The organism is uncultured Methylobacterium sp. (assembly GCF_964242245.1).
Lineage (GTDB): Bacteria > Pseudomonadota > Alphaproteobacteria > Rhizobiales > Beijerinckiaceae > Methylobacterium.
This window is the reverse complement of record NZ_CAXTBY010000009.1, coordinates 1-17,228: the sequence shown is the minus strand read 5'-3', so window position 1 is coordinate 17,228 and position 17,228 is coordinate 1. Positions and strand designations below refer to the sequence as shown.

At 70.0% G+C, this 17,228-nt stretch carries 17 protein-coding genes; 4 read left to right on the top strand and 13 right to left on the bottom strand.

The annotated features are described in order from the left end of the window. Window positions 1–19 precede the first annotated feature (19 nt). From glpX to ACFE8Y_RS04090, 3 genes are all read right to left on the bottom strand, one after another. The gene (gene glpX, locus ACFE8Y_RS04100) at window positions 20–1,015 is read right to left on the bottom strand and encodes a class II fructose-bisphosphatase (RefSeq protein WP_375463117.1); all 996 of its coding nucleotides are present in this window, start codon (window positions 1,013–1,015) and stop codon (window positions 20–22) included. Window positions 1,016–1,177: 162 nt separating this feature from the next. Further along, window positions 1,178–2,500, bottom strand: a complete 1,323-nt coding sequence (locus ACFE8Y_RS04095) for a homoserine dehydrogenase (RefSeq protein ID WP_375463116.1) — start codon at window positions 2,498–2,500, stop codon at window positions 1,178–1,180. Window positions 2,501–2,576: 76 nt separating this feature from the next. Next, window positions 2,577–2,966 carry a hypothetical protein gene (locus tag ACFE8Y_RS04090; RefSeq protein WP_375463115.1) on the bottom strand — a complete coding sequence of 130 codons (390 nt, stop codon included), beginning with the start codon at window positions 2,964–2,966 and terminating at the stop codon, window positions 2,577–2,579. An 82-nt stretch (window positions 2,967–3,048) separates the two neighbouring features. Here ACFE8Y_RS04090 and xth point away from each other — a divergent pair, with 82 nt between their 5' ends. Both xth and ACFE8Y_RS04080 read left to right on the top strand, forming a co-directional pair. After that, the gene (gene xth, locus ACFE8Y_RS04085) at window positions 3,049–3,849 is read left to right on the top strand and encodes an exodeoxyribonuclease III (RefSeq protein WP_375463114.1); all 801 of its coding nucleotides are present in this window, start codon (window positions 3,049–3,051) and stop codon (window positions 3,847–3,849) included. A 72-nt stretch (window positions 3,850–3,921) separates the two neighbouring features. Next, the gene (locus ACFE8Y_RS04080) at window positions 3,922–4,545 is read left to right on the top strand and encodes a glutathione S-transferase family protein (RefSeq protein ID WP_375463113.1); all 624 of its coding nucleotides are present in this window, start codon (window positions 3,922–3,924) and stop codon (window positions 4,543–4,545) included. 48 nt (window positions 4,546–4,593) lie between these two features. Here the strand turns inward: ACFE8Y_RS04080 and ACFE8Y_RS04075 are convergent, their stop codons facing one another. The 5 genes from ACFE8Y_RS04075 to ACFE8Y_RS04055 form a co-directional block, all read right to left on the bottom strand. Further along, on the bottom strand, window positions 4,594–5,484 hold the full coding sequence (locus tag ACFE8Y_RS04075) for a tetratricopeptide repeat protein (RefSeq protein ID WP_375463112.1): 891 nt from the start codon (window positions 5,482–5,484) through the stop codon (window positions 4,594–4,596). Further along, on the bottom strand, window positions 5,471–7,201 hold the full coding sequence (gene ilvD / locus ACFE8Y_RS04070; protein WP_375463159.1) for a dihydroxy-acid dehydratase: 1,731 nt from the start codon (window positions 7,199–7,201) through the stop codon (window positions 5,471–5,473). Before ilvD ends, ACFE8Y_RS04075 begins: the two co-directional genes overlap by 14 nt. 300 nt (window positions 7,202–7,501) lie before the next feature. Then, window positions 7,502–8,281 carry an ethanolamine ammonia-lyase subunit EutC gene (gene eutC / locus ACFE8Y_RS04065; protein ID WP_375463111.1) on the bottom strand — a complete coding sequence of 260 codons (780 nt, stop codon included), beginning with the start codon at window positions 8,279–8,281 and terminating at the stop codon, window positions 7,502–7,504. Next, entirely contained in the window at window positions 8,278–9,660 is a 1,383-nt protein-coding gene (locus tag ACFE8Y_RS04060; RefSeq protein WP_375463110.1) for an ethanolamine ammonia-lyase subunit EutB, read from the bottom strand. Before ACFE8Y_RS04060 ends, eutC begins: the two co-directional genes overlap by 4 nt. Window positions 9,661–9,824: 164 nt before the next feature. Continuing rightward, window positions 9,825–10,685, bottom strand: a complete 861-nt coding sequence (locus ACFE8Y_RS04055; RefSeq protein ID WP_375463109.1) for a transglutaminase family protein — start codon at window positions 10,683–10,685, stop codon at window positions 9,825–9,827. A 255-nt stretch (window positions 10,686–10,940) separates the two neighbouring features. Here ACFE8Y_RS04055 and ACFE8Y_RS04050 point away from each other — a divergent pair, with 255 nt between their 5' ends. Together ACFE8Y_RS04050 and ACFE8Y_RS04045 are read left to right on the top strand one after the other, a co-directional pair. Then, complete coding sequence (locus ACFE8Y_RS04050) at window positions 10,941–11,891, top strand: methyltransferase domain-containing protein (RefSeq protein WP_375463108.1); 951 nt, start codon at window positions 10,941–10,943, stop codon at window positions 11,889–11,891. Window positions 11,892–12,242: 351 nt separating this feature from the next. Then, entirely contained in the window at window positions 12,243–12,719 is a 477-nt protein-coding gene (locus ACFE8Y_RS04045) for a hypothetical protein (RefSeq protein WP_375463107.1), read from the top strand. Between the two features lie 24 nt (window positions 12,720–12,743). Here the strand turns inward: ACFE8Y_RS04045 and ACFE8Y_RS04040 are convergent, their stop codons facing one another. The 5 genes from ACFE8Y_RS04040 to ACFE8Y_RS04020 form a co-directional block, all read right to left on the bottom strand. Beyond that, a complete protein-coding gene (locus ACFE8Y_RS04040) occupies window positions 12,744–13,355 on the bottom strand; it encodes a lactate utilization protein C (RefSeq protein ID WP_375463106.1) in 612 nt (203 codons plus the stop codon). Beyond that, on the bottom strand, window positions 13,352–14,953 hold the full coding sequence (locus ACFE8Y_RS04035) for a lactate utilization protein B (RefSeq protein WP_375463105.1): 1,602 nt from the start codon (window positions 14,951–14,953) through the stop codon (window positions 13,352–13,354). The genes ACFE8Y_RS04040 and ACFE8Y_RS04035 overlap by 4 nt, the downstream gene beginning before the upstream one ends. Further along, complete coding sequence (locus ACFE8Y_RS04030) at window positions 14,950–15,693, bottom strand: (Fe-S)-binding protein (protein WP_375463104.1); 744 nt, start codon at window positions 15,691–15,693, stop codon at window positions 14,950–14,952. The genes ACFE8Y_RS04035 and ACFE8Y_RS04030 overlap by 4 nt, the downstream gene beginning before the upstream one ends. A gap of 21 nt (window positions 15,694–15,714) precedes the next feature. Next, entirely contained in the window at window positions 15,715–16,740 is a 1,026-nt protein-coding gene (locus tag ACFE8Y_RS04025) for an NADP-dependent oxidoreductase (protein ID WP_375463103.1), read from the bottom strand. 68 nt (window positions 16,741–16,808) lie between these two features. Continuing rightward, a complete protein-coding gene (locus ACFE8Y_RS04020) occupies window positions 16,809–16,994 on the bottom strand; it encodes a hypothetical protein (RefSeq protein ID WP_375463163.1) in 186 nt (61 codons plus the stop codon). Between the last annotated feature and the right edge of the window lie 234 nt (window positions 16,995–17,228).

Genomic DNA, 17,228 nt, shown 5'->3' with positions numbered 1-17,228 from the left:
CGGCGGCGCGGCCGGACGATCAATCGCCGCGTCGGTCCGGCCGTCGGTGCTCGCCGTGGATGCGGCGGACCGTGCCGGTGGCCGAGCGGTAGACCAGGGTCTCGGTCTGCGTAACCCCAGGCCTTAAGCGCACGCCGCGCAGCAGCGCTCCGTCCGTCACGCCGGTCGCCGCGACGGTGACGTCGCCGCGCGCCAAGTCGGTGAGCCCGTACCTCCGGGCCGGATCGCCGATGCCCATGTCGTGGGCGCGGCGGCGCTTCTCCGGGGTGTCGAGGATCAGGCGGCCCTGCATTTGCCCACCGATGCAGCGCAGGGCGCCCGCCGCGATCACGCCCTCGGGCGCCGCGCCGATGCCGAGGTAGATGTCGACGCCGGTCTCCTCGGGACTGTTGGTGAAGATGATCGCGGCGATGTCGCCGTCCGAGATCAGGCGGACGCCGGCGCCCGCGGCGCGGATCGCAGCGACGAGATCGGCGTGCCGCGGCCGGTCGAGGACGATCGCGACGATCTGAGAGGGAGGAACGCCCTTGGCGCGGGCAAGGGCGGCGATGTTGTCGGCCGGGCTCGCGTCGAGGTCGACGATTCCCTCCGGGTATCCGGGACCGATCGCGATCTTCTGCATGTAGACGTCGGGGGCGGCGAGCAGCGCGCCGCGCTCGGCCATCGCCATCACCGCGATCGCGCCGGGCATGTCCTTGGCGCACAGGGTGGTGCCCTCCAGCGGATCGACGGCGAGGTCGACCCGCGGTCCGGCGCCGCTGCCGAGGCGCTCGCCGATGAACAGCATCGGCGCCCGATCGCGCTCGCCCTCGCCGATGACCACGGTGCCGTCGATCGGCAGGGCGTTCAGCTCGGCCCGCATGGCATCCACCGCGGCCTGATCGGCCGCCTTCTCGTTGCCCTGCCCGCGCAGGGCCGCCGCCGCGATCGCCGCGCGCTCGGTGACGCGCGCGAGTTCGAGGGTGAGCGTGCGCGCGACGGCACCCCGCGGATCCTGCCTGACCGCCTCAATCATCGTGACCTCAGCCTTCGTTCCAACCCGATCGGGCTGCTGCCGACGCGATGCAGCGTTGCACGCTTCGCGAGTCGGAGAAATAACGTTCGCTACTGCTCGGCAATCCTCGTTCTGGCTGACATTCGACGCTCGGCGTGCAGCAAAATGCAAGCTGCGCTCGATCTAGTCGCGCTCGATGCGGATCAGTTGCGGCGCTTCCGCGAGCAGCCCGTCGGCCGCAATGGCCTCCAGCGCCGCGCGGATGGTGCCCTCGGTCGCCGCGTAGGTGATCAGCACCAGCGGCACCGGCTGCCCGGACCGGCCGTGCGGATCGCTCGCGGCCGCGCGCGTGTTCCGGCGCTGCAGGATGCTCTCCAGCGAGATCTCGCGCTCGGCCATCCGGGTGGCGACGCCGGCCGCGACCCCGGGCCGATCGTGCACGGTGAGGCGGATGTAGTAGCCGCCCTCGTGCCGCTGCATCTCGACCCGCTCGGCCGGTCGGAGTTGTCCCGTCGGGCGGCCGAAGGTCGGGCGCACCAGCCCGGCCGCAACGTCGGCGATGTCGGCGACGACGGCCGAGGCGGTCGCCTCGCCGCCCGCCCCCGGGCCGATCAGGGTGAGCTCGCCGACGGCGTCCGCGTCGACGGTCACGGCGTTGGTCACGCCCATCACCTGGGCGATGGCCGAGGATTTCGGCACCATCGTCGGGTGCACGCGCTGCTCGATGCCGGCCTCCGTCGCCTGCGCCACGCCGAGGAGCTTGATCCGGTATCCGAGTTCCTCGGCCATCAGCAGGTCGAGGGGTTTTACGCCTGAGATGCCCTCCACAGAGACGCCGTCGACATCGATCGCGGTGCCGAAGGCGAGGCTCGTCAGGATCGCGAGCTTGTGGGCGGTGTCGAAGCCCTCCACGTCGAAGGTCGGGTCGGCTTCCGCGTAGCCCAGCGCCTGCGCATCCTTGAGGCAGGCCTCGAAGGTCAGCCCCTCCCGCTCCATCCGCGTCAGGATGTAGTTGCAGGTGCCGTTGAGGATTCCGTAGACCCGGCTCACCGCGTTGCCGGAGAGACCTTCGCGCAGCGCCTTGATCACCGGGATGCCGCCCGCGACCGCGGCCTCGTAGGCGAGCGCGACGCCCGCCGCTTCGGCCGCCCGCGCCAGCGACGTGCCGTGATAGGCGAGCAGCGCCTTGTTGGCGGTGACCACGTGCTTGCCCGCGGCCAGCGCAGCCTCGACGGTCGCCTTCGCCGGGCCCTCGGACCCGCCGATCAGCTCGATGACGCAGTCCACGTCCGAGGCGCGGGCCAGCGCCACGGGATCGTCGAACCAAGCCGTGCCGGAGAGGTCGAGCTTCCGGTCGCGCGTCCTGTCGCGGGCGGAGACCGCCGTGACGCGGATGTCGCGGCCGCTCGCGGCAGCCAACGGCGCAGCCCGCCGGGCGATCATCCGGACGACGGCGGAGCCGACGGTGCCGAGACCGGCGACGCCGAGGCGGAAGCTCTGAGACATGGTCGCTCTCGTGCCCTGTGCCGTGCGCCGTCGGTGGAGGCGAACTGGCGTGGACCGGCGTGGCGCGCCACGCCGCTCACGGCGCGGCCCTTCTGCATCGATTTCCGGAGGGGTGCAAGGAAACGGCCGCGCGTCGTCGGGCAGGACGTGGCCGGGCCGGATACCCGAGCGCCGTGACGATCAGGCCGTAGAGGACGCCCGCGTTCAGGAGGTGCCAGAGGAAGTGGGTTCCGAGGGGACATGGCGCGCGGACGGCCCGGTCGCGGGTGCGAAGGACCAGCAAGACCCGGAAACAGACCGGCGCGCGCGCGGCAGGCGGGATCACGCCCGCCCCCTCGCGCCCGGCCGCGGCGAGGGCTGCGACCAGAAAGGCTGCATTCGGGACCACGTCGGCCGGTTCCGCCCGGAATACGGGATCGCCGCGCTCGCAGGAGGCGGCGGTCGGCGCGAACCCGTCGACCGACATCCCGCCCTCCAATCTCCGCGGCCCGCCTTGTCAGGCCGGTGCGAAGGCCCGATGACGGGCGCCGCCCTCAGGACCTCGGCCGATGCGGATCACCACCTGGAACGTCAACTCGATCAAGCAGCGGGTCGGCCACCTGCTCGCCTTCCTCGACGAGGCGAGACCGGACGTGGTGTGCCTGCAGGAGCTGAAGTGCCAGGACGCGGCGTTTCCGCGGGCCGAGATCGAGGCCGCCGGCTACGCGGTCGAGAGCGTCGGTCAGAAGGCCTACAACGGCGTCGCGCTGCTGGTGCGCGCGCCCCTGACCTACGACCCGGCCTCGGTGCTGCGGGCGCTGCCGGGCGATGCGGCCGACGCGCAGGCCCGGTACGTCGAGGCGCTGGTCGCGGGAGACGACATCGCGCCCGTGCGGGTGGCCTCGATCTACCTGCCGAACGGCAACCCCGTCGCGAGCGACAAGTACCCCTACAAGCTCGCCTTCCTGGAGCGCCTGCGCCGGCACGCTCGCGCCCGGATGCAGGACGAGACCGCCCTGGTGCTGGCTGGCGACTACAACGTCATCCCCGAACCCGAGGACGCGGCCGAACCCGCGGCCTGGACGGACGACGCGCTGTTCCTGCCGGACACGCGGGCCGCCTTCCGAACCCTGCTCGCGGAAGGGCTGACCGACGCGGTCCGCGCCTGCGATCCGCGCTCCGGGCTCTACAGCTTCTGGGATTATCAGGCCGCCTGCTGGCCGCGGAACTTCGGCATCCGCATCGATCACCTGCTGCTGTCGCCGCAAGCCGCCGACCGGCTGGTCGCGGCCTCGGTGCAGAAGCACCTGCGCGGCCTGGAAAAGCCCTCGGACCATGTTCCCGTGACGGTCGAACTCCTCGCGCGCTGAGCATCAGGCGCCTGCCGCGAACGGGAAAGCGTGATACGAGCGGGCTTTCACGACATCGAGGATGCAGAAACCATGATCGTGTACGGCACCGGCTACTCGCCCTTCGTCCGCAAGGTTCTCGTGTCGCTCGCGGAGAAGGGCGCGGCCTACGAGCACGTGCCCTGCATGTTCCACGATGCCGACGCGGGCTTCCAGGCGGCCAGCGCCCTCGGCAAGATCCCGGCGATCGACGATCAGGGCTTCAAGCTCGCCGATTCCTCCGCGATCCAGTGGTACCTGGAGCGCAGGCATCCGGCACCGGCCCTGGTGCCGAGCGATCCGCAGGCGCTCGGCCGCATGGTCTGGTTCGACAAGTTCGGCGACACGGAGCTGGTGTTCAAGCTGCTCGTGCCCTTCGTCGAGCGCGTGATGAAGCCGAACATGATGGGCAAGCCCTGCGACGAAGCCGCTGTCGCCAAGGCCTTGGAGAAGGATCTGCCGCCGCTGTTCGACTACCTGGAGAGCCAGATCGCGGGCGAGTTCCTGGTGGGCGGCGCGTTCAGCCTCGCCGATATCGCGATCGGCACCGGCTTCTACAACTTCCAGTTCGCCAAGTGCGAGGTCGACGCCGGCCGCTGGCCGAAATTGGCTGCTTACGTCGCGGCGATCCTGACCCGGCCCTCGTTCGTCACGGCGATGGACGCGCGCAAGGGTTGAGCGCCATTCGAAGCGCCGGACGGCCGGGCCATCGGCGGCCCGGCCGCTTCACCGGCGTCGCCTGATCGAGCCCACCGTCTGCACCTGGGCCTGCGCCTCGGCCCGGTCCTCGTCCGTTGCGGCGGCCCAGTTCTTCTCGTAGAGGGCGACGATCCACGCATCCTTGCGGTTCTCCACGCCCTCGCGGGCGAGCGAGAGCCACATCAGGCCGCGGGCGCGCTGCACCGGCACGCCGCCCATGCCCGTCACCAGCATGTCGCCGAGCAGCGCCTGGGCCGGGTGGTGGCCCTTCTCCGCGGCGAGGTTGAACCAGCGCGCCGCCTGCCGCGCATCGGCCTCGACGCCGGTGCCGTCGAGGTAGAGCCGGGCGAGGTTGTACTGCGCGTTCGGATCGCCGAAGTACGACGCCGCGTAGTTGAACATGTCGTAGGCGCGCTCGGGGTTCGGGTGCACGTAGGTGCCCTTTATCCCGTCGAGGAAGTAGCTGCCGAGCGCCGTGAACGCGCTCGCCGTCACCGCCGAGGTCTGCGCGTCCGGCCCGTCGTCGGTCCCGGCATCGGCGATGCGCGAGAAGAACTCGAAGGCCTTCAGGTCGTCGTGGGGAACGCCGTCGCCCTCCGCATACATCCGGCCGAGCTTCCACAGGGCCAGGGCGTGGCCCTGGTCGGCGGCGTATTCGAGGGTGCGCGCCGCGCCCTCCTTGTCGCCGGCATTGTACTCGCGCACGCCCGCCCGGAGCGCGTCCTTGGCCGAGCGATAGGTCTTCTCCGGAACCGGCATGCGGGCGCTGGCGTCCAGCGCCCGGGGGCCCGGCGCGCCCGCGAGGAGGACGATGGCCGCCGTTGCGGCGAGCGCGAGGGCGCGCACGCCGAACGATCGACCGGGACCGCCCCCCATCGTCCGCGTGGACCGGCCGCGGTCGGTCCTAGACGTCGGCATAGCTCTGGATCTCCTTGGCACCGCCCGGATGGGTGACGGCGCCGTTCACGGCCGGACCGACGCCCTGCGCGTACTTCCAGAGGTAGCCGGAGGTCGCGGGATTCGTCCGCGGCGCCCAGGTCTTGCGGCGGTCCTCAAGCTCGGCGTCGGAGAGCGCGACCTCGAGCGTGCCGACGACCGCGTCGAGCGTGATCGTGTCGCCGTCGCGGATCAGGCCGATCGGGCCGCCGACCGCGGCCTCCGGCCCGACATGGCCGACGCAGAAGCCGCGGGTGGCGCCGGAGAAGCGCCCGTCGGTGATGAGCGCGACCTTGTCGCCCATGCCCTGGCCGTAGAGCGCCGCGGTGGTCGACAGCATCTCGCGCATCCCGGGCCCGCCCTTCGGGCCCTCGTAGCGAATGACCAGAACCTCCCCCTCCTCGTAGGTGCGCGCCTGCACGGCCTCGAAGCAGGCCTCTTCGCCGTCGAACACCCGGGCCGGGCCGGTGAAACGCTGCTTGTCGACGGCCATGCCGGCGACCTTCACGATCGCGCCCTCGGGGGCGAGGTTGCCCTTTAGCCCGACGACGCCGCCGGTCGGCGTGATCGGGTGGTTCGCCGGGCGGACCACGTCCTGATCCGGGTTCCAGCGCACGTGCTCCATGTTCTCGGCCAGGGTGCGGCCGGTCACCGTCATGCAGTCGCCGTGCATGAAGCCGTGGTCGAGCAGCGTCTTCACCAGGAGCGGGATGCCGCCGACCTCGAACATGTCCTTGGCGACGTAGCGGCCACCGGGCTTCAGGTCGGCAATGTACGGCGTGCGCCGGAAGATCTCGGCGACGTCGAACAGGTCGAAACTGATCCCGCACTCGTGGGCGATCGCCGGCAGGTGCAGCGCAGCGTTCGTCGAGCCGCCGGACGCCGCGACGGCGGCGGCCGCGTTCTCCAGGCTCCTGCGGGTGACGATGTCGCGCGGGCGGATGTTCTTGGCCAAGAGCTCCATCACCTTCTCGCCGGCCGTGGCGCAGAACTGGTCGCGGATCTCGTAAGGCGCGGGCGCTCCGGCCGAGTAGGGCAGCGCGAGGCCGATCGCCTCGGAGACCGTGGCCATCGTGTTGGCGGTGAACTGCGCGCCGCAGGCGCCGGCTGACGGGCAGGCGACCTGCTCCAGCTCGTCGAGGTCCTCCAGGCTCATGTCGCCGACCGCGACCTTGCCCACCGCCTCGAACAGGTCCTGCACCGTGACCGGCCGGCCGCGGAACGAGCCCGGCAGGATCGAGCCGCCGTAGATGAAGATCGACGGCACGTTGAGGCGCACCATCGCCATCATCATGCCGGGCAGCGATTTATCGCAACCCGCCAAGCCCACGAGCGCGTCGTAGGCGTGGCCGCGCATGGTCAGCTCGACGGAGTCGGCGATGACCTCGCGCGACGGCAGCGAGGCGCGCATGCCGGCATGCCCCATGGCGATGCCGTCGGTGACGGTGATGGTGCAGAACTCGCGCGGCGTGCCCCTGGCCGCGGCCACGCCCTTCTTCACCGCCTGGGCTTGGCGCATCAGCGAGATGTTGCAGGGCGCCGCCTCGTTCCAGCACGAGGCCACGCCGACGAGCGGCTGGTGGATCTGCTGCTTGGTCAGGCCCATGGCGTAGAGGTAGGAGCGGTGCGGAGCGCGGTCGGCTCCTTCCGTGACGTGGCGGCTCGGCAGCTTCGACTTGTCGTTCAAACGCGCGTCCATGACCTGTCCCAGAACCCCCGGCCCGCTACGCATCGGCGACTGTCCCGAGGGTGCGGATCGCCGTCCGGCCGCATCGATCGACGCGGCAGGGGAGGCTGGATCACGCGCTTGGAATCTTTCGCAACCGTGCGGTAACCGGTTGGGGGAAAAGCCGTTTACCGCCGATGCTGAGGTGGTCCCGGTTTATGGCGGGATCGCGGCGGAGAAAAGCAGGTCTCGGGGCAGACCTGGGTTGCTTTGGCGGTGTGGCGACCTCGCCACAGCCGCGCTTGGACCGACGATCCCGACCCGGCGCGCGGGTCAGCCTCGCAGCAGGGACGACGCGGCTCCGGGGCCGGGCAGCGCGTGATCGCTCTCGTCCTTCAGCGACACGCCGGTCAGCCCCCGCGCGAAGGCCTGGGTCAGCAGCCAGTCCAGCTTGAACGCAGCCTCGTCGTGCGAGAGGCCGGCGGGCCGCACGTTCGAGATGCAGTTGCGCTCGGCATCCGACCGGCCCGGACGCGGATCGAAGGTGAGGTAGATCCCGAGGCTGTCCGGCGATGACAGGCCCGGGCGCTCGCCGATCAGCACGGCGACGGCGCGGGCCTTCAGCGCCGCGCCGACCGCGTCGCCGAGCGCCACCCGGGCCTGGCTCGCGATCACCACCGGTGCGAGCGTCCAGCCGGACCGGTCGATGTGCGGCTTGAACGCCGCCATCAGCGCCGCCGCACCCTCGTGGACGGCGCGGGCCGAGAGGCCGTCGGCCACCACGATCGCGAGATCGACCGGTCCGGTTGCGGCCTGCTCCAGGGCTTCCCGGCTCTCCGGCGCGAGGCGGCGGCCGTGATCGGGCCTGCGCAGGTAGGCGGCCCGGTCGGCCGCCTGAGAGGCCACGGTGAGGGTGGGCAGGCCCTGCGCCCCGATCCCCTCGGCGATCGCGCGGGGGTCCATCGGCGTGTGCACGGCGTCGCGCGCCTGGGCGTGGGCGAGGCCGAAGCGCAGCACTTCGCGCGTGGGCAGGCCGCTTCCGGCGCGCCCGAGCCCGATCCGCGCCGGCGTCAGCTTGGCGAGCCGCGCCCAGATCTCCCCTTCGGCGCTCATGCGGCGAGCCCGGAGGCGTCGGTGAGCAGCGGCGAGCTTGGGGTCCCGGGCAGCAGCGTCCCTTGCGCATCGGTCATGCCGAGGGCGTGCAGCCACGCTTCGAACTCGGGCGCGCGCTTCAGGCCCAAAACCTCGCGGACGTAGAGGGAATCGTGGAACGAGGTCGACTGGTAGTTCAGCATCACGTCGTCGGCGCCGGGCACGCCCATGACGTAGGTGCAGCCGGCCGCCCCCAGCAGCGTCAGCAGGGTGTCCATGTCGTCTTGGTCGGCCTCGGCGTGGTTGGTGTAGCAGACGTCGACGCCCAGCGGCACGCCCATCAGCTTGCCGCAGAAGTGGTCCTCCAGTCCCGCCCGGATGATCTCCTTGCCGTCGTAGAGGTATTCGGGGCCGATGAAGCCGACCACGGTGTTGACGAGCAGCGGCCGGAACGGGCGCGCGACCGCGTAGGCCCGCGCCTCCAGGGTCTGCTGGTCGATGCCGTGATGCGCGTCGGCCGAGAGCGCCGAGCCCTGCCCGGTCTCGAAGTACATGCCGTTGTCGCCCAAGGGGCCGCGCTTCAGCGCCAGCATCGCCTCGTACGCCTCCTTGAGGATGGCCAGCGTCACGCCGAAGCCGGCATTCGCCTTCTCGGTCCCGGCGATCGACTGGAACACCAGGTCGACCGGCAGCCCGCGGTTCATCGCCTCGATCGCGGTGGTGACGTGGGTGAGGACGCAAGCTTGCGTCGGGATCGCGTGCCGCTGGATGATCTCGTCGAGGAGGTGCAGCAGGCGGCCGATGGCCTGGAGCGAATCCGAGGCCGGGTTGATGCCGATCACTGCGTCGCCGCAGCCGTAACTCAACCCGTCGAGGATCGCCGCGGTGATGCCGGCGGGGTCGTCGGTGGGATGGTTCGGCTGGAGGCGGACGGCCAGCGTCCCGGGCAGGCCGATGGTGTTGCGGAACTTGGTGACGACGCGGCACTTGCGGGCCACCAGGATCAGGTCCTGGTTGCGCATGATCTTCGACACCGCCGCGGCGATCTCGGGCGTCACCCCCGGTGCGATCCGGGTCAGGCCCTCCGATGAGGCGGTGAGGAGGAACTCGCGAAAATCGCCGACGGTGAGGTGGGCGATCTCCGCGAACGCCGCCGCATCGTGCGCGTCGAGGATCAGGCGCGTGACGTCGTCGGCCTCGTAGGGGATGAGCGGCCGGGCCAGGATATCCTTGAGCGGCACGTCGGCGAGGCACCAGCGCGCCGCCGAGCCCTCCTCCGCCGATTCCGCCGCGATGCCGGCCAGCCGGTCGCCGGAGCGGATCGGCGTCGCCTTGGCCATCAGGGTGGGCAGGTCGGCGAACACCCAGGTACGAGGGCCGACGACGTGGCGGTAGGCCATGCGAACCTTCCCTCTCTGCCGAAGTGCTGCGTCTCCCCGCTCGGGAGGAGACGAGGCTTCGCGTCAATCATACCGCCCGAGCAGGCTGAGAGCGTCTCACGAAGCTCCCCTTGCGTCGTCCGCATCCCGGGGGAGGATCGACGCTGCATGGACCCCGGAAGCGCTCACGCCGCGCCCGCGTTCGGGGCCGGCACCTCGGTCGAGATCGCGTCGACGGTGCGCTGGGGCGGGCTGCCGAGGCCGTCCGAGCGGACGATGCGGATCTGCATGTTGGTGGGCTGCATGTTGCCGTAGGGCGTCGAGAACGCGATCTCGGCCGCGTCCCGGCCGACGCCGATCCGCACGAGGCCGTCCGGGTCGGCTTGGCGGGTGGCGTCGAACAGCCACCAGCGGCCGTCGAGGTAGGCCTCGAACACGGCGTGGAAGTCGCTCGGCACGAGGCCGTGGGCGTAGCAGGAGACGAAGCGGGCGGGAATGCCGAGCCCGCGGCAGAAGGCGGTGCCGAGATGGGCGAAGTCGCGGCAGACGCCGGCCCGGCGCAGCAGGCTCTCGTCGGCGGTGGTCTGCTCGTCGCTGGTGCCGGGCTTGTAGGTCAGGTGGTCGTGAATCCAGTTGCAGATCTGGTTCACCCTCTGGTGGCCCCTCGGCAGCGCGCCGAACTCGGCCTGCGCGAACGGCGTCAGCCGGTCGGAGGAGACGAAGCGGCTCGGCAGCAGGAACGGCAGGATGTCGATCGGCAGGTCCTTGACCGGCGTCTCCTCGATCGTCGCCGGGTCGGCGCGATGCACGCTGAGCGCGACCTCGGCCGCGTACTCCACGGAGAGCTGGCCCTGCGGCACGTTGAGGCCGAGATAGCGGTTCTGCAGGTCGGGCGTGATGTAGACCTCGCGCCTCAGGTCCGGCGCGATCGTCAGGGACTCGCTCAGGATCTCCAGGCTTCTCAGGCGCGCGACCTCGAAGTTGAAGATGAAGGTCGTGTCCGCGAGGATGTTGTACGACAGGCTGCAACCGAGAGTGTATCGCACCGTTCCCGCTCCTTCGCGGCTGACATCGTTCTGCACGCTTGCAAGCCGCGCGCCCAGAGTCCACGCCCCGACCATCGCGCGTTTCGCAGGATGCTCCTGCCGTTCGCATCCCGCTGCCGCGGACGGCGTCGAGGGCGTGCGACGCGGAAACCCTACGCCGTTCCGGGCGGAGCACGCGACGGGGTCGGCCGCGCTTCCAGATACCGGCGCACGGCGGTAGAGAGGCGCGGCGCGCGCGGCGCGGCGAGACGGATCATGCCCCTCGACCTGACCATTCCCGCCACGGCGGCGACCTTCGACGAGGCGCGCTACCTCGCCGTCAACGCGGATGCGCGGGCGGCCGTCGCGGGCGGCCGGATCGCATCCGGCCGAGCGCATTTCGAGCGGTTCGGCCTCCGCGAAGCCCGCCCCATGGCCTACGCCCACCCAGACCTGCCGGCCGCGCGCGCCGCGAAGATGGCGCGGCTGCGCCCCTTCCTGCGCGCGGACATGGCCTGCACCTGGAGCGACGGCCGGGCCGACTTCCTGACGCCGGAATTGCGCGCGGGCAGCGGGATCGTCGCCACCGACGCGGTCTCGTCCCTCGGCTACGACGGCAACGCCCTGGACCTGATCGGGCGCTTCCCCGACGGCTTGGTCCTCGATTGCGGGGCCGGCTACCGGTCGGTCTACTACGAGAACGTGGTCAACTACGAGATCGTCGCCTATCCCTCGACCGACGTGCTCGGCATCGGCGAGGCGCTGCCTTTCCGCGACGGCAGCTTCGACGCCGTGATCTCCATCGCCGTGCTGGAACACGTCCGCGACCCGTTCCTCTGCGCGCGCGAGATCGCCCGCGTGCTGCGGCCCGGCGGCCGGCTCTACTGCGGCGTGCCGTTCCTCCAGCCCTATCACGGCTACCCGCATCACTACTTCAACGCGACGGCGCAGGGCATCCGCCGCCTGTTCGAGGACGATCTCGTCGTCGAGGACGTGCGGGTGCTCGACTCGACGCACCCGGTCTGGACGCTGCACTGGATCCTGAACGTGTGGGCGCAGGCCCTGCCCGCGGACACGCGCAAGGCGTTCCGGAAGATGACCGTGGCCGACCTGATGGCGATGCCGCTGGAGCAGGTCACCCGCCCGTTCTGCCGGCAGTTGCCGGAGGACAAGCAACTCGAACTCGCCTGCGCGACCGTGCTGACGGCGCACAAGCCCGAAGTCTGAGGACAAGCCTTGACGCGAAGCATCAGCACGACGGTGAGCGCGCGCGCCCTGTCGTACTCCAGCGCGGACTGCCGAACTGAACGCGAGACGGCCAATACGGTTCACGCAGTCGGAGACAAGCCGAGCCGTCCTCCGTGCCATCCAGGTGCCGTGGTCGCCCGCCGAATGGAATTAAATCTAGAGTACTACAAATCTTATTGAGGTTGATTTCTGAACCTCTGCCGTTCAGGTTGGCGGCCCAGTCAGTCGATTCGCGCTTCAGTCCGGCCCCGACCCGAACGCCTCGTGCAGCCGGGACGGATGATCCGTGCCCGGTCACGCGGGCCTCTGGCTGCCAGCCGGGAGGAAACCATGAGCGTCAAGTTCAGTGTCGTCGGGATCTTCTACAATACGACCGTGGATCTTTCGAAGACAGGCGGTAATACCGTCGCCGCAATCATGGACTATCTCTACCGAACCGATCCGGTTTTTTACCGGACCTCGATCGTCTTCGACAACAATCAGATCATCAACATGCTCGGCGCGCTCTACACGAATCCCTTCAAGAGCCGATCGGGGATCACGTATCCGGCGGGGGCTTACTTTCTCTCGCAATCGTTCACGACGCCGTCGCCGAATCCGTACTCGGTCTGGCAGTATTATCTCGCCGACCAGAACAACGTCCGGCAACCGGTGCCGTCGAATCGGTCCTACACGGTGTCGACGGTGCAGGACGGCTGGTCGATCGTCTGGCGCCTCGTCACGATCATGAACGGGCCGGGCAACGTCGCCAAGCGCCTGAAGGACTTGGAGCCGAGCCTCGTCGCCAGCCTGCCCGGCACGCCCTGACGCGTCGCGCCGATCCGCCGCGCATCACCCCCGCGCGGCGGTTCCGTCGCGCGGGCACAGCACTACGGTGAGCGAGCGCACGCCCTGCGCCCCGTGGATCAGCACGCCTTCGATGTCGGCGGTGGCCGACGGCCCGGTGTGCAGCACCGCGTAGGCCGCGCGCGCGAAGTCGGGCCGCTTGTAGGCGGCCTGGATGTTCACGACGATGTCGGCGGGATCGAGCAGCACGACGAGGTGCTGGGCGAGGTAGGCCACCGCGTTCACCACCAGTTCGGCCTCCGTGAACAGCACCGAACCGGTCTCGGCGACGCCGAAGCGGGCGCGCACGATCGCCACGTCGACATCGTCCACCGCCTGCGGCCGGGTGACGGCGGCAAGGTCGCGGTTGCCGGCATGTTCCGGGACCGCGGAGGCGACGACCGCGGCCGCGTCGAGCCGGTCGCGGACACCCGCCAGCGGATCGCCCGCCGGGCCGGCCTCCACGACGCGGCCGCCCATCCGCGCCAGGGCCTCGCCGAACGCCGCGACGCGGTCGTCGGAAACGAGCGGCGCGAAGTCCGGCACGGCGGGAAGCGGGTAATCCCCGGCCGGCCGGTTGGCGCGGATTGCCGCCAGCGTCGCCGCGCGCGCGCTCACTTGACAGTGTCTTTCTTGGCTGTGTCCTTCTTGACGGCGTCCGTCATGCGGTTCTGCTTGTACCAGCCATGGAAGCTCTGCTTGGGCGCGTCCGGCATCTCGCGCTTCTTCCCCCAGGTGTTGAGCGGGTTGTAGACGGCGAAGCGCGGCAGAACCCGCAGCGCCGAGTCCGCGCTGCCGATCGCTGCGCGATACGCGGCCGGGCGGCTCAGCACGGCGCCGGCAGCCTTCATCAGGCCCTGCTTCAGCAGCGGGATCTGGTGCTCCTCGGCGAGCACCTTGCGCCACGCAAAAATCTGCTCGTGGATGTTGATCTTGACCGGGCAGACGTTGGTGCAGGAGCCGTTCATCGTCGAGGAGAACGGCAGCGTGGAATACTTCCGCTTGTTGAAGGTCGGATCGATGATGAGCCCGATCGGCCCGGAATAGGTCGCGCCGTAGGAGAGCCCGCCCGAGCGCCGGTAGACCGGGCAGGTGTTCATGCAGGCGCCGCAGCGGATGCATTTGAGCGAGGTCCAGAATTCCTCCATCCCGAGGCGCGCCGAGCGACCGTTGTCGACGAGCACGTAGTGCATCTCGGTGCCCGCGCGGGGCGCGCGGAAATGCGAGGTGTACTGGGTGATCGGCGAGCCCAGCGCCGAGCGCGAGAGCATGCGGATGAACACGCCGAGGTGCTCGATCCGCGGGATCAGCTTCTCGATGCCGATCGAGTGAATCTGCAGTGGCGGCACGTTCCCCGACAGGTCGGCATTGCCCTCGTTGGTGCAGGTCACCACCGTGCCGGTCTTCGCGATGGCGAAGTTGCAGCCGGTCATGCCGGCGTCCGCCTGGAGGATATGGGGCCGCGTCGTCTCGCGCTGGCTCTCGGCAAGGTAGTGCGCGTCGTCGTTGTCGGGGTCGGTGCCGAGCGTCCGCGCGAAGACCTCGGCCACGTCCATGCGAGTCTTGTGCACGGCCGGCGCCACGATGTGGCTCGGCTCCTCGTTGTCGAGCTGCTGGATGCGCTCGCCGAGATCGGTCTCGATGATCTCGATGCCGTTGGCCGCCATGTGGTGGCGGAAGCCGCATTCCTCGGTGAGCATCGACTTCGACTTCACCAGCGTCCGCGCGCCGTGGTCGCGCAGGATCTCCAGCACGATGCGGTTGTGGTCGGCGCCGTCCGCCGCCCAGTGCACGTGCACGCCGTTGGCACACGCTGCCGCCTCGAACTGTTCGAGATAGGTGTCGAGGTTCGCGAGCGTGTGCGCCTTGATGCCGGACGCGATTTCGCGAAGTTCCTCCCATTCGGGGATGCCGTGGGCGGATGCATCGCGCTTCTTGCGCAGGTCCCACAGGCGCTCGTCGTGGGCGGCCTGATGCAACGGTGCGGCGAGGAAGCGCTCGGCGGCTTCGCCCTGGTCGATCGGGCGGTCGCCGCGGATCTTGGCGCCGCGCGGCTGCTTCTCCCGCACCTTCGGCGCGGCGATCGGCTTCGTCGCGCCCTCCGCGTGCTGGAGCCGCTGCCCGTTCTCGCGGCGCTCGCTCTCGTCGGACGGCGCCCGGACCTCCGGGTGGATCAGGTCGGCGCTCTCGCGGAGCGACAGGTCTTCGATGCTCATGCGGCGGCTCCGTTGAGGACCTGCGCGATGTGGATGTACTTCAGCGGCACCCCGAGGCGCTCGGCGCAGCCCTTCTGGTGCATCATGCAGGAGGAATCGGCCGAGACGACGTACTCGGCCCCGGCGCGCGCCTGATCGGTCACCTTGTCGTAGCCCATCTTGGCCGAGACGGCGGGCTCGAACACCGAGAAGGTGCCGCCGAAGCCGCAGCATTCGTCCGGCCGCGTCAGCGTGACGATCTCGATGCCCTTCACCTTGGCGAGGAGATCCAGCGGCTTCGAGTAGTGCGGCGCGACGATCTCGGAGGGCCGGGCGTGGTGGATGCCGCGCAGCGCGTTGCAGTTCGAGTGGTAGGCGACCTTGTGCGGAAACGCCGCCCAGGGCAGATCCTCGATCTTGAGCACGTCGTGCAGGAACTCGACCAGTTCGAAGGTCTTCCGCCGGACGCCGATCACTTCGTCGGTCTGCGGGATCGCGGTGAGGTGCTCGCGCACCTGATGCACGCAGCTCCCCGACGGGGCGACGACGTAGTCGAACGGCGCAAAATTCTTCACGAACAGGGCCTCGGTGGCCGCCGCTTCCGCGTGGCAGCCGGTGTTGGTCATCGGCTGGCCGCAGCACGTCTGGTCGAAGGGATATTCCACGTCGAGCCCGAAGCGCTCCAGCAGTTCGAGCGTGGCGATGCCGACCTCCGGCTCGAAGGCGTCGACGTAGCAGGGCACGAACAGGCCGATCCGCATGGTTAAGTCCGTTTCCCGCAGTCAGATCCGGGCGGCGTCGGGGACAACTTCCACCAGGAGCTTGCCGAAGTTGCCGCCGGTGTAGAGGCTGTCGAGGTGGGCGACGGCGCGATCGAGCCCCGGCCGCACGTCCTGCCGGGTCTTGATCCGGCCCTCCGCCATCCAGCCGCCCAAAGCCGCCACCGCCTCGCCCCAGCGATCGGCGTAATCGGTGACGATGAAGCCCTGCACGGTGAGGCGCCGCATCAGCATGTGCCGCCACGCCGCCGGTCCCTGGCGCTCCATCGTGTCGTTGTAGGAGGCGATCAGGCCGCAGAGCGGCATCCGGCCGAACAGGCGCATCCGGGCGAAGACCGCGTCGAGGATCGGACCGCCGACCTGTTCGAAGTTGATGTCGACGCCCGCGGGCGCAAGCGCGTCGAGGCGCGCGCCGACATCCTCGCCGCGGTGGTCGATCGCCGCATCGAAGCCGAGGTCGTCCACGAGGAAGCGGCACTTCTCGGCGCCGCCCGCGATGCCGATGACGCGGCACCCCTTGATCCTGCCGATCTGGCCGACGATCTGCCCGACCCCGCCGGCGGCGGCCGAGACCACCAGCGTCTCCCCCGCCTTCGGACGGCCGATGTCGAGGAGGCCGAAATACGCCGTCGGCCCGACGAGGCCGAAGACGCCGAAGGCGACCGAGAGCGGCACGCCCGGGGGCAGTGCCATGGGCTGCAAGCCCTGCCCGTCGCTGACCATGAAGTCGGCCCACGGGCCGATCCCGGAATACAGCGCGCCCTCGGCGACGCCGTCCTTGCGGCTCTTCACGACGCGGCCGGCGACCAACCCGCGCATCGGCGCACCGACCTCGACCGGCGGCATGTACTGCTCGGCATCGCTCATCCAGATCCGGTTGGTCGGATCGAGGGAGAGGTAGAGAACCTGGAGGACGAACTGCCCCGCCTCCGGCTCGGGCATCGCCTCGGACGCGTAGACGAGGTCGCCCTCGGCGATCGCGCCGACCGGGCGGCGCGCGAGGCGCCAGACGTTCCGCTCCGTGGCCATGCGCGGGCCTCCCGTGACCGTCTCTCCGGCGCGGCGAGCCGCGTCCTGGAACGATTTCAAACCGAGACCTAGCGGATGAGGTTGGTCTTGGCGAGGTCGAGGACCGCGTCGCTGCGCCCGCTCATCACCGCCCGCAGATCGAAGGCCAGGAATTCCTCGATGGCGGTGTCCAGTTCGGCCGGGTCCTCGACGCGCAGGGCGAAGGTGCAGGCCCCGCGGGACATCGCGGCAGAGTCCGGGTTGTCCAGCGTCACACCGGTCTCGAAGTAGCCGGCGCGGCCTTCATCTCCATCTCGACGAAGCCCGGTGTCCCGTTGTGGCGTTCTCCGGCACATGAAAGGGAGCTGAGCGGGGTCCGAGACCAACTCGCAGTCATGGCTGCACCCGCGATACAGCCCGGTCGAGTGCGTCTCCTGAAAATAGCCCGAGCCGATCTCAGAGCCTGTTTGAGGTCCTCCGCTGGCCGCCCCCATCTGTCTCGTGTGCAA

Excerpts from the sequence above, each read along its gene's own strand:
- ACFE8Y_RS04030 (WP_375463104.1), bottom strand. The coding sequence starts at position 15,693 with ATGCGGATCGGCCTGTTCGTGCCCTGCTACGTCGACGCCTTCGAGCCG.
- xth (WP_375463114.1), top strand. The coding sequence starts at position 3,049 with ATGCGGATCACCACCTGGAACGTCAACTCGATCAAGCAGCGGGTCGGC.
- ACFE8Y_RS04060 (WP_375463110.1), bottom strand. The coding sequence starts at position 9,660 with ATGGCCTACCGCCACGTCGTCGGCCCTCGTACCTGGGTGTTCGCCGAC.
- ACFE8Y_RS04075 (WP_375463112.1), bottom strand. The coding sequence starts at position 5,484 with ATGCCGACGTCTAGGACCGACCGCGGCCGGTCCACGCGGACGATGGGG.
- ilvD (WP_375463159.1), bottom strand. The coding sequence starts at position 7,201 with ATGGACGCGCGTTTGAACGACAAGTCGAAGCTGCCGAGCCGCCACGTC.
- ACFE8Y_RS04050 (WP_375463108.1), top strand. The coding sequence starts at position 10,941 with ATGCCCCTCGACCTGACCATTCCCGCCACGGCGGCGACCTTCGACGAG.
- glpX (WP_375463117.1), bottom strand. The coding sequence starts at position 1,015 with ATGATTGAGGCGGTCAGGCAGGATCCGCGGGGTGCCGTCGCGCGCACG.
- ACFE8Y_RS04025 (WP_375463103.1), bottom strand. The coding sequence starts at position 16,740 with ATGGCCACGGAGCGGAACGTCTGGCGCCTCGCGCGCCGCCCGGTCGGC.
- ACFE8Y_RS04090 (WP_375463115.1), bottom strand. The coding sequence starts at position 2,966 with ATGTCGGTCGACGGGTTCGCGCCGACCGCCGCCTCCTGCGAGCGCGGC.
- ACFE8Y_RS04080 (WP_375463113.1), top strand. The coding sequence starts at position 3,922 with ATGATCGTGTACGGCACCGGCTACTCGCCCTTCGTCCGCAAGGTTCTC.
- eutC (WP_375463111.1), bottom strand. The coding sequence starts at position 8,281 with ATGAGCGCCGAAGGGGAGATCTGGGCGCGGCTCGCCAAGCTGACGCCG.
- ACFE8Y_RS04095 (WP_375463116.1), bottom strand. The coding sequence starts at position 2,500 with ATGTCTCAGAGCTTCCGCCTCGGCGTCGCCGGTCTCGGCACCGTCGGC.
- ACFE8Y_RS04045 (WP_375463107.1), top strand. The coding sequence starts at position 12,243 with ATGAGCGTCAAGTTCAGTGTCGTCGGGATCTTCTACAATACGACCGTG.
- ACFE8Y_RS04035 (WP_375463105.1), bottom strand. The coding sequence starts at position 14,953 with ATGAGCATCGAAGACCTGTCGCTCCGCGAGAGCGCCGACCTGATCCAC.